At 55.7% G+C, this 11,877-nt stretch carries 7 protein-coding genes; 5 read left to right on the forward strand and 2 right to left on the reverse strand.

Annotated features, from left to right (window positions below; genetic code table 11):
* Nucleotides 1–139: 139 nt before the first annotated feature.
* From ACP5D4_RS12340 to ACP5D4_RS12350, 3 genes are all read left to right on the forward strand, one after another.
* Entirely contained in the window at nt 140–862 is a 723-nt protein-coding gene (locus tag ACP5D4_RS12340; protein ID WP_428011923.1) for a DUF928 domain-containing protein, read from the forward strand.
* A 788-nt stretch (nt 863–1,650) separates the two neighbouring features.
* Nucleotides 1,651–4,581: a CHASE2 domain-containing protein gene (locus ACP5D4_RS12345; protein WP_428011924.1), complete on the forward strand. Its 2,931-nt coding sequence runs from the start codon at nt 1,651–1,653 to the stop codon at nt 4,579–4,581.
* A gap of 57 nt (nt 4,582–4,638) precedes the next feature.
* Nucleotides 4,639–6,396, forward strand: a complete 1,758-nt coding sequence (locus tag ACP5D4_RS12350; RefSeq protein ID WP_428011929.1) for an N-acetylmuramoyl-L-alanine amidase — start codon at nt 4,639–4,641, stop codon at nt 6,394–6,396.
* A 389-nt stretch (nt 6,397–6,785) separates the two neighbouring features.
* Here the strand turns inward: ACP5D4_RS12350 and ACP5D4_RS12355 are convergent, their stop codons facing one another.
* Both ACP5D4_RS12355 and ACP5D4_RS12360 read right to left on the reverse strand, forming a co-directional pair.
* The gene (locus tag ACP5D4_RS12355) at nt 6,786–9,206 is read right to left on the reverse strand and encodes a PP2C family protein-serine/threonine phosphatase (RefSeq protein ID WP_428011925.1); all 2,421 of its coding nucleotides are present in this window, start codon (nt 9,204–9,206) and stop codon (nt 6,786–6,788) included.
* A gap of 292 nt (nt 9,207–9,498) precedes the next feature.
* Nucleotides 9,499–10,821 (reverse strand): MFS transporter, encoded by a 1,323-nt coding sequence (locus ACP5D4_RS12360; protein WP_428011926.1) that lies wholly within the window; start codon nt 10,819–10,821, stop codon nt 9,499–9,501.
* Nucleotides 10,822–10,996: 175 nt separating this feature from the next.
* On the opposite strand from ACP5D4_RS12360, the gene ACP5D4_RS12365 reads away from it, so the two are divergent.
* Nucleotides 10,997–11,167, forward strand: coding sequence for a hypothetical protein (locus ACP5D4_RS12365; RefSeq protein WP_428011927.1), 171 nt, complete (start codon nt 10,997–10,999; stop codon nt 11,165–11,167).
* A gap of 434 nt (nt 11,168–11,601) precedes the next feature.
* A partial coding sequence (locus ACP5D4_RS12370; protein ID WP_428011928.1) for a hypothetical protein occupies nt 11,602–11,877 on the forward strand: 276 nt, incomplete at its 3' end.

The raw sequence follows: 11,877 nt of genomic DNA on the forward strand, positions 1-11,877 counted from the left end.
ACCTCGTCTTGTTTACAGAAGATTTACAGAATGTTTAATCGATCTTTCTCAATTCTTCATACCGCCTTTCCTAAACTTGAACTATCCTAGTAAGTAGGGAAAGTCTATGCGTCACCAGTCGAATGAAAGGATAAGTCCCATGAAATACTCTCGGTTTAAATTATCGTTGCGACGAGTGTTAGTCGCCTCTACTCTAAGCGCGGCTGCCCTCTTAACTGTACGTCCGGTATCAGCCGTGACCTTCGGAACCCCCGAAGGGGTAGCCGGAACTCCTAGCACGGCTTCTAGCGGCGGGGCCAGCCGAACCGCTCTCTGCGTGGCCGGTTCGGCCAACGCCAGCGCCCTACAGCCGCTTTTACCGGGTTTCCAACGGGTTCTGACGGTATCCGAACGGCCGGAATTCTTCGTGTCCGTGCCGCCGATGACAGCGACGACGGCCTCGTTCAGCTTGCAAGATGACGAGCGGGAATACTATCGCACTCAGGTCGATTTGCCCGCCGAAGGCGGCATCGTGAGCGTATCGCTGCCGGACAACGTCTCCCTCGAAACCGAAAAAGATTACAAGTGGTACTTCGAGGTTCACTGCGTCTCGGACGTTCCCGATCCCGACAACCCGAACCTCGAAGGAACCGTGTATCGGATGCCCGTTACGGAAGACCTCGCCACAGCTCTCGAGGAGGCTTCGACCCCCATCGAAGCAGCTAAAGCTTACAGCGACGCGGGCATTTGGTACGAAGCCCTGAGCCAGTTGGCTCACGCTCGTCAAGATCGCCCGCAAGACGCAACCTTGGCGGAGAACTGGAACGAATTCCTCGGTTCCGTCGGTTTGGATAACTTGGCCAGGCAGCCGTTAGCTGAATAGTTCAACCTCGAGTTGAAAGAGAACCGGGTGGGAAATCGATTGGGGCGCATCTACCGCGACCGACTGAGTCGCAACCGCTGACTTCGCTCGGGACTGCGGAATTCACGGAAGTGACTTGGGGGTAGATATCTCTCATCTCGACCCCCCTCGAGCGGAGATTTCGAGGTCTGTTCGGGCTTCGATCGAACGGGGGCGGTATCTCAGGAGGTTTTCAGGGATATTCCGTCGGGGGATTTGAAACCGGCTCGCCGATCGGACATCTGGGAGGCGAGCTAGTTAGATTTTCGGAGCGGACTCCTCAGAATTCACGAGTTCGATCGAGCGACTCAGTGGGACGGGCAAGGGACAGACATGAAGGGCGGGCGAGAGTGCGACGGCGATCGCCAGTCCCCCGAACTGTCTTCAATAAAGTTGGTCGCCCCTCAACCGCCGTACCCCCAGCGCCTAACTGTTGCAATCTCCCGTTGGCCTCTACCCACTTGGGGCGAAGACCCTCCACAATAGGATCGGTAACTACGGAAACCGATAACTGAACTCAGAATATTGTGGCAAGTTTATACGGACGGAGGCGATCGCACGACGGGTTAGGGGCTGAGTCAATCTCGAACCATCAGGGGTCGGAGCGTTCGAGAGACGGCTGCCCGGTCGGAGGTACACCGTTGAAGTCGCTCCACCCGAGGCCGAGGTGCTTCGTGCCATCGCGCTCCCCGTCCCATTGTGAGACACGAGGGAGAGGTTCGCCAAATTGTATGGGAGAGGGCAAGACCAGGCCAATTCAGGATGATCGATTGAAGTCCCGACCTTGGCAACAGCTATCGAAAATTTGGCAGTGGCGGTTCGTTCTCGTAACAGCCCCCGTCGTGGCGGGACTGGTGGTCGCCGGACAGATGAGCGGGTGGTTTCGCCTGTGGGAATGGACGGTAAGGGACCAACTGTTTCGCCTGAGACCGAGCGAACCCATCGACGAGCGAATCGTAGTGGTGGCCATCGACGAACCGGACATCGTCGCCGTGGGACAGTGGCCGATGCCGGACGCCCTCTTAGCGACCTTGCTGCGCCGCATTCGCGACGGAAATCCCGACGCCATCGGCTTGGATTTGTACCGCGATCTTCCGGTGGAACCGGGACACGAACTGTTTCAAGAGGTGGCGCGATCGACCCCCAATCTGTTCGGGGTCGAAAAACTCCTCAGTAACACCGTCGCGCCGCCCCCGGTTCTGGCCGAAGCCGGCCGGGTGGGCATCTCCGACGTCATGCCCGACGCCGACGGTAAAATCCGCCGCGCCATTCTCTCGGCGGAAAACCCGGAAGGGGAATCTCGACTCGGCTTAGCCCCCGTCTTAGCTCTCCATTACTTGGGACAACGGGGCATCAACCTCGAACCGGCGGGAGAGGACCCCAAAAAGATGCACCTGCGTTTGGGAAACGCTCTGTTCGTTCCCCTCACCGGACGGGAAGGCAACTATTTCCCTGGGGAAATCGGCGGCTATCAAATCCTGCTCAACTATCGCAACGAAAAGTTTCTCACCGTCTCCATGACGGAGGTTCTCAACGGTAAAGTCGATCCCGACCTGTTCCGCGATCGCATCGTCTTAATCGGCCCCGTGGCCCCGAGCCTCAACGACTTTTTCTATACCCCCTACAGCAGCACTCTCCGACAAGACCCGCCGCAAATGCCGGGGGTGGTCGTCCACGCCAACATCGTCAGCCAGATGCTCAGTGCTGCCCTCGACGGACGGGAACTGTTGCACTTGTGGCCCAAACCCATCGAGCGATTGTGGATTTTCGGTTGGTCTTGTGCTGGGGCGATCGTCACTTGGCGATGTTTGCAGTGGGGGCGAAAGCGGGGCTTTAGTTTGGGGTTGATGGCCGCTTTTGTTTCTGTGGCGGTCGGTGGCATCACCGTTTGTGCGATCGTCTATTTGTCTTTTCTCGAAGGCTGGGTCTTGCCCGTCGTCACCCCCCTGTTCGCCCTGACGGGAGCTTCTGTAACTGTCGTGAACTGGCACTACCTCTGGCAACTCAAACAAGCTAACACCACACTGAGACGTTATTCCCGTACTCTAGAGACTCGAGTCGAACAACGCACCGCAGAACTGAAAACGGCTTTAGAAGCCGCCAAAGCCGCGACGGTGGCCAAAAGCCAGTTTTTGGCGAACATGAGCCACGAACTGCGTACCCCCATGAACGGCGTCATCGGTATGACTGACCTGTTGCTGACGACTCCCCTGAACGACCAACAGCGGGATTTTCTCCACACTATCCGCACCAGCAGCGAGAATCTCGTTCTCATCGTCAACGACATTCTGGATTTTTCTAAGTTAGAAGCGGGTCAGATGCGCCTCGAGTCCATCGACTTCGAGTTAAACGCTGCTCTCAAAGACGTACATCGTTTGTTGTGGCCCACCGCCAACGCTAAGGGATTGGCTCTCGAGTATCGCATCGATAAGGGGGTACCGGAATGGCTCAAAGGCGATCCGACGCGGCTGCGACAGGTAATTATCAACCTCATCGGCAACGCCATTAAGTTTACGGAAATCGGTCGCGTCGATGTCGTGGTGTCGCTTCGGGAACGGACAGACCGTCAGATGTTGTTGCGCTTTGCGGTGCGGGATACGGGAATCGGCATCGCTGCTGAAGACCAACATAAGTTATTTCAGTCTTTTTCTCAGGTGGATGCGTCCACGACGCGCAATTACGGTGGTACGGGGCTGGGACTGGCCATTTGTCGGCGGTTATCCGGGTTGATGGGGGGCGAAATCGGCCTGGAGAGCGAGGTGGGTTGCGGTTCGACGTTCTGGTTTACGGCCCGGTTGGAACTGGGGCAGAAACCGCAGGTGGCGGAGCGGGTGGCTTCACCGAACGGCCGTTCGGTGTCGTTCAGTTCGATCGACCGCGCGGCGGTGAAAATTCTGGTAGCCGACGATACGCCCGTCAATCAGAAGGTGGTGCGAAACCAACTCAAGCAACTCAAATATACGAACGTGACCTGTGTGGGCAACGGTCAGGAAGCCCTCGATCGCCTCTCTGAAGAGCGGTTCGATGTGGTGTTGATGGACTGTCAGATGCCGGTTCTCGATGGTTACGAAGCGACGCGACGTCTGCGCCAACGGGAGGCGAACGGCGAGAGTCATACGGTGGTGGTGGCGATGACGGCTCACGCCCTCGAGGGCGATCGGGAAAAGTGTTTGTCTGCGGGAATGGACGATTACGCGACGAAACCGGTGCAACGGGAGGTATTGGAGGAGCTTCTCGAACGCTGGGTTCGTCCGTCGGGTACGGTGGCGGCGGTGGAGACTCCGACCGCAGCAGGCAACGGTAACGGGACGAAAGCGGCGTTAAATCACCTGTCGGCTTCTGAGGCGACCTCGGTGGAGGAAAGTCCGCCTATGGTGGATTTGGCGCGGTTGGCGGAAATTACGGGGGGCGATCGCGAGTTTCAACAGGAGTTGTTGGAAACCTTTGCTGAGGATGCGGTTCTCTGTGTGGGGGAACTCCGCGACGCGCTGAAAACTCAGGACTGGCAGAGGCTTTCGCGGTTGGCGCACAAGTTGAAAGGGGCCAGCAGCAACGCGGCGATTTTGAGGATGCCGGATTTGGCGCGGAAGCTCGAACATGAAGCGAAGGACAGCAATGACGACCGCAGCATGGCAGAATTGATAGAGCAGTTGGAACGGATTCTCGACCGGGTTCGGCTGTCGGTGAAAAGTGACGTCTGAGGTGGTTTCTCGGTGTCGATGCTGTTTCGAGATATGCAGAGTGTTTGGATTCGATCGATGGTTTCGATGGTGGCAGCGGCCGCCGTCCCTGTGATGTTTGAAGGATCGGCGAGGGCGAACTCTTCGTTGTTTGTGGCCTATCCGCCGGAAACTCACGAAACTACCAGCGATCGCATTTTTATTATCGGAACGGCCGACCCGGACGGGACGGTCACCATTAACGGAACGCCGATCGATCGATCTCCGGCCGGACATTTCGCCCCCAGTTTTCCCCTCACGGTGGGCGAAAACCGTTTTGAGGTGCGCTACGGCGATCGCGCGATTTCTCTGACGGTGGTGCGTCAGTCGCCTCAGCCGAATTTACCGCAAGGGGTCGGTTTTGCCGAAGGCTCGATCGAACCCTCGAGAGATATCGCCCGCATGCCGGGAGAGCTGGTCTGTTTCAGCGCCGTCGCCCCCACGGGAGAGGATACCACCGCCCGCGTGCGCCTCGGCGATCGAACGGTGGCTTTGTTACCGGATACCGCCTCCCGCCAGCTTCCGGAAAACTTGGCTGTCCTGGTGGGACAAAATCAACCGCTGTCCTCTCTTCCTTCCATCGCTACTTATCGCGGCTGTAGGTCCTTCGAGACGCCGGGAAATTTGGGAACGCCGATTTTCGAGTTGCAAGCCTCGGGAGAGACGGCGACGCAACCCGGCGGGGGATCGATCGAGATTTTGCCCCGAGACGCGGTCTTGGCGGCGGAAATCGTCGCGGAAGAAGCGATCGCCCGCACGGGACCGAGTACCTCCCACTCCCGTCTGACGCCCCTCCCGCGCGGTACGAGAGCCAGGGTCACGGGAAAAGAGGGGGACTGGTTGCGCCTCGATTACGGGGCTTGGGTGCGGGCGGAAGAGGCGAGAACGTTTCGCAGCGGCGTCCCGCCTCATTCCATCGTTCGCAGCGTCAGCGCCCGTCACGGCGATCGCTGGACGGAGGTCTTTTTTCCCCTGACCACCCCGGTTCCCGTCAGTGTCGAACAAGAGGGCGATCGCCTGACCCTGACGCTACACAACACCACGACCCAAACGGATTTTATCGCCTTCGACGCCAACCCCTGGGTCGAAGCCATGACCTGGCAGCAACCCACTCCCGATCGAGCGCAATATCGCTTTCAATTTCGCGCTTCCCAGCAGTGGGGTTATAAACTCCGCTACGACGACACGACTTTAGTTCTTTCCCTGCGCCATCCTCCCCAGAACTCGCCGACGCAGCCTTTGGCGGGAACGACGATTTTACTCGACCCCGGCCACGGCGGACCGGAAGATTTGGGGGCGCGAGGTCCGACGGGGAAACCGGAGAAGGAAGTGACTTTAGATGTGGGATTGCTGTTGCGAGACGAACTGGAACGGCGAGGCGCAACGGTGGTGATGACGCGGGAAGGGGATATCGATTTGTGGCCTCACGATCGCGTTCAGATTATCGAGAAAGTGGAACCGACGTTAGCGTTGAGTTTGCATTACAACGCTCTCCCCGATAATGGCGATGCGGAAAACACCGCCGGAATCGGCACGTTTTGGTATCACCCGCAAGCTCGCGATTTAGCTGCGTTTTTATACCGATATTTGGTTGAGGATTTGAACCGCCCGGAATACGGGGTGTTTTGGGCGAATTTCGCGCTGACTCGTCCCACGGTGACCCCCTCGGTGTTGTTGGAGTTGGGCTTTGCTATCAATCCCGATGAGTTCGAGTGGATTGTCGATCCCCAAGCGCAGCAAGCGTTGGCGGCGTCGTTAGCCGACGGTATCGAAGCTTGGTTGCGCCAACAGCGTTAAGTTGCAGGTCTGGCCCATCCTGACTTGGGGAGGAGCGATCGCCAAAACTGGCTTTTAAGGAGATTCTGTGATTTGAGCGGGGATAACGGCGCGAAAAACTGGCTTTCTCGACTAATTTTTCGATAACTCTGTCCGTTTCGAACTGGTGGAGTTCCCCCCCCCTTTTTTTCGATCGAGTGTTGATTAAAAAATCAACCTTTTGGCAATATCTCCATTATCTTAGAATACCATTAGTTTACCCGAAAAACGCGCCCGAGTCAACCTGAAAAATGCCGCGAGCGACGAAAAAGCGATTTTTAAAAAAAACTCTATAATACCTTAATTATCCGCCAAGTTGGGATGCCTGTCAAGGGGGGAGTCTCGGCAATCGGCGCTTCACCTCCAAACAATTATTCGATCGAATCCGTCGAATCCGTTGTCTTTGGGGTTTTCGTCGGCGGACTCAGAGGCTGACATTGAACCGTCACGGTCTCGTCGAGGGTCTCGAACTGAGCCGCTTTCAACTGCGACCATTCGACCCAACCGCTAACGAAATCCCTTGGAGAAGGCGCGATCGCTTCCCCCTCGGCAATTTCGCGACACGATCGCACTTCCAACCAAGTTTGCGCGGGATTGGGGCGCGTATTCTGTCGAATTTCCACCACGCGGCCGGCGGTAAGGTTGGCAGACAAGGCATCTCCCTCGTTAATCGGACGCGATCGTAGGGGGAGATCGCCGTTTAAGCGAAGTTTCGTCCCCACCTGAGGAATCGGTCGTTCCCCCGGTTCGGGAAACAGGGTGGGTTCGGGCGTCGGCGTTCGAGTTGGGGCGGCGGTGGAATCTTCCCGACGGAATCGATCGAAATCCAGTTGCGCCATGTGATAGAGGATGGCGCCGACAATGGCGAGGAGTAAGGCCATAACGATTCCCGTGCGCAGTCGAGTCCGCCACGAAACAGTCGTCAGAGGCGAAATAAATTCTGTCGAGGCGGTACTGTCCTCGTCGAGTTGCGACAGTTGCATGGTTTCGTCGGAACTGTCGGCTTCCTCGGGAAGATTGTCAAAACACCTCAACAACTCAGCGGCGGACAGAGTAGCTTGCGGGTTGGGTTGTACGCGCACGCGAGTCAAGGCGACGGTGACGTTATCGTGGCCGTTGGCGGTATTGGCCACGGTGACCAAGCGTTTCGCCCCTTGTCTGAGGTTTCCGTTCTGTAGTAAAGGTTGAATGTCCTGTTTCCAAATCTGCTCGACACGGTCGTAATCGCTCAAACCGTCCGAACACAACAAACAGAGACAGTCATCGTCGATAACCAAGCGAGTAATCGTGGGATGGAGGTCGATCGAAGGTCCCATTCCCAAGGCTTGCACCAGAGAACCCGCCGAGGTTTGTTGGAGGGCTTCTCGATAAAACGCATAACCGAGGCGGACTTCCCGCGTCGCTACGTCGTCGTCGAGGGTAATGGAATAACAACCGTAACGGGTGACGAGGTAGGCGCGACTGTCGCCGATGTGGGTCACAAAGAGGTCTCGATCGCAGGCGACGGACATAACGAGGGTGGTACCCATACGCTGTCGTCCCTGACGTTGTTCTAGGTTGTTTCGATCGCTAATGGCGCTATTCGCTTCAAAAATGGCGTGTTCGATGGCGGAAACCAGTCGGTTACGCCACTGATGGCCGTCGGTTTCCTGTCCTGGGTTCCCAGAATGTCCTTTCCCGTTCTCCAGGGTGGGGGTCAAGCTGAGAGAACTCTGTCCGTTGCGATCTGTGCGGCGAGAGGGGTAATGTTTTGGGGTGGTAAGGTGTCGTAAATGTTGTTCGATGGTATGAACGGCTAAATTGGAGGCGATATCGCCCCCTTCGTGGCCGCCGACGCCGTCGCAAACGATGGCTAACTGGCGGGTTAGGGAATCTGCGCCCTGGCTGCGCGAAGCGGTGGGCATCTGGCCGCTAACGGGATAACAGGCGTCTTCGTTGCGAACGCGACTCGGACCGCGATCGCTGAGGGTGGCGATTTCTGTGCGGTAGGTGTAATTTTGGCTGGTGAGGTCGAGAGCGCGATCGAGTACCGTCACCAGTTGTTCGGCTGTGGCGATGCGGCCGTTTTCCAAACTCTGACATAAAACCTCGAGAAATTCGCGATAGGGCGACGCCGTGCGATCGATCCAGCGTTTCCACAGACGCCCTAACTGAACTAAAATCGGTTGCGATCGACCCAGGGCCAAATCCGACAGTCGTACCAATCCCCCTTCCACGCGCAATCGATCGAGATCGAGCAAACTGGCGGTCACCCCTTCCCGGCTAAAGGGTTCCCACAACTGGGCGATTTGCCAAAGCCAATTCAGTTGTCGCAGGGGCGACGCCTCGTCCCAAGATTCATCGAGACTCGGGCGTAGCGTCCAAGTTTCGCCGTCTGCTTGCCAAATCGGAGCGTTTTCGAGCAACCAAACGTTACGGCCTTTCAATTGCGACGGCGGTCCGGCTTGTCCGTACACTTGAGGCAGGTGCCAGCGATAGGGAAACAGTCTTAAATAGGGTTCGAGAGCTTTGGGAACGCGATCGGGCAAATCGGGGAAATTCCCCGGATGCGTATCGAGGACGATGCGATCGCCTTTGACCCAGTATCGATCGCCCCAGTATTGTCCGAATTGAGAATCCGTCGCCTCCTCGTCTAACGATACAGTATCTCCCTGAGATGGGGAGAGGGCGATCGCCCACAAGTAGCGTTTGGGCAAGGCCGTTCGACAGGTATGGCAAAACGCTTCGCCTTCTGAATTAACAGCCTGACAGGTGGGATTGGGGCAGTGCAGCTTTGCCGAGGGTTCGTGCATGGAAGTTTGTCAAAAACGCGCGACTGCCAGGGGTGCTTCGCGCGGGGACAGACACAACCAGGGTTTCGGTCGGGAAGCGTCGCCACCATTCTACGACTCCATCTCGCGCTATAGGCTATAGTAGATGCGATTCTTCATCTAGAGTCGATACGGAGGCTTCAGACGAAACCAAACGGTCGATCGAGAGGTGGGGACTCTCACCCCAACCCGTCCCTATTTTGACGCTCTTCTACCGATCTTCGCAACAGAAGCAGATTCTCGCTTCTATCTAGCAGAGAATTCCAACGAAGATTTAACGGCGATCGCGTTCAGCTAACTGACGCCGCAATTCCAGTTGAGCGTTGGCGTCCAGGGGAAAGCGCCACATCACCGCCGCCGAAAGTAACGCCAGCAACATCGGCGAAAAGACGAACAGCAGTTTCAAGCCTTCTAACGTGGCCGCCGTGTTGGTTTGTTCCGGTACAAAGCCAATGCGATCGAGAATCGGATAAGTAATTCCCACCGCCAGGGCGTATCCGAACTTGTTCGTCATCATCAACAGAGCGTAATACAGCCCCGTCCGTGGCGTTCCCGATTTAAGATTATCGAAATCCGTCACGTCAGCCAAAATCGATCGCAACAAAAAGGGACTCGCGCCCCCCGCCAAACCGTACAAAGCGTTAACCACCACGTTCGCCGTCAGATTTCCCGGTTCCACCCACAGCAGCAAGGGTAACATCAACGCCATCCAACCCATCGCCACCGCAAAGGTTTGGTGTTTCCCCAACCGACAACTCAAGCCAATCCACAGAGGAACTCCCACCAAACTGGCCACAAAGTAGAGTAACAGAATCAAACTCGACCATTTTTCCAAGTTCATCACGTGGCTGATAAAGAAAATGTAAATCGAGCCTGTAATTCCCGGTGCCAACCCCATTAAAAAGTCTGCCAACAGCACCCGTTGCAACAGGCGGTTTTTAGCAATAATAGCGATCGAGCGACGCAATCCCAGGGGAACCGACGGCGGTAACGGACGTTCGCCGACGTTCGTCACAGACAACCCCACCGCCACCGGTAAAGTGAGGATGACGAACCACCCCATCGAAGCCACTTTCATGGCGGCGTCCGCATCGTGAGTTTGTTGCACCACCGCCGGAATCGCCAACACCGCCAGCATTCCAAACGTCAACGCGAACTCGCGCCATCCTTGCACCTTAGCGCGATCGTAATAATCCTCCGACAGTTCCGCCCCCCAGGACATATGAGAAATGCTCAACATGGTATATCCGGCGTACAGCACCACCATCCACAGCAACAAATATCGCGGCGTAACGGGCTTTTCCGGCAAAAAGAGAGCGTAGGCGCTGGCGATTAAAATAGGGACGGATAAGGCAATCCAGAAACGACGCCGTCCGAAGGGCGTGGCGATTTTATCGCTGACGACGCCCAAAACTGGGTCGGTAAAAATGTCCCAAACGCGGGCGATGGCGAAAATCGTCCCGACGACAGACAGTCCCAACCCCATTTCACCGCCGTAAAAAGGGGGGAGATACACCACCAAGGGCAGCCCTAAGGCCGAAATGGGAATGGCGGGAAGCGCAAAGGCGACGATGGTGCGAGCGTTGAGTTTCGACACAGTTATCTTAAAAAAACATCAACAAGCGAACGTGGGTCGATTGGAGTCTTGGTATCGCAAGCCACCCAATTCCCCCAATTCCAAGAGAAACCTAAAAATTAGACCGGAGACGAAGTTAAAGCTGATAGACGGGATCGCCATCTGGCTTGATTTTGTAGCGTAGCAGGTATTCGAGTTGCGGGGGGAACCCCTCAAATCGATCGCTCTCGAACTCTTAGCCTATCTCAGTTTCGTCAGTTCTCCGGGGTTCGCCGCCACCTCCCCCGATGCGTACCCCGGAGAACCTCAACCTGGACACCTCATCTCTTCCCCAGAACCTCTGTGTCCTCTGTGGCGAAGCCTTTAACGTTAACTAATGTAACAATATCCTGCCGTTCCCGTAAAACTCGTCAAATTTGACCGAGTACATTATGGAGGAGTTCTCCATCCAGGCAATTTACAGAAACATTCGATCGCCCGATCCCAGGTTCATAGAATATCTGTATTTTTACTGAATTTTTGGGCGTCGATCGCGAAAAACCGCCCTCAAAAACAGCCGTATAATCACGCAAAAAAAACGGACGCAGAGAACAAAAACATATCTCAAACTCCCATCAAAAGGGCGTATCTCAATAGATGTAAAAACATCAAACTCTGAGTAAATTGGGTGGAACAGAGTGGAACCCAACAGCCGCCCAATCAAGTAGAAAATCTTATTTACGATGAATTGACCTTTTGGAGACGAACCCCATCCCACTTCCCCTTTCAGCCAATTTATCCCCCATCAGGAGCATCTAAATCATGACTTCTTCCATCTTCACCAAATGGTTTCAAAGCCAAGTCAAAAAACAACAAAACAGAGAAGAAAACGCGCAAACCTTTATTCTCGAACCCATCTATACGCCAAGTGGTTTAGTTGATGGCGGAGATGACAGCGATTCGATCGACATTTCGCCAAGTGACAACCCAGAGAACTTCAGTGAAAATACAGAAGAAACGGGATCGATCGACCCAACAGACACCGAAGAAACTAGCAACACCGAAGAAACTAGCAACACCGAAGAAACTAGCAACACC

This window comes from Baaleninema sp. (assembly GCF_049974805.1).
GTDB lineage: Bacteria > Cyanobacteriota > Cyanobacteriia > Cyanobacteriales > Geitlerinemataceae > Baaleninema.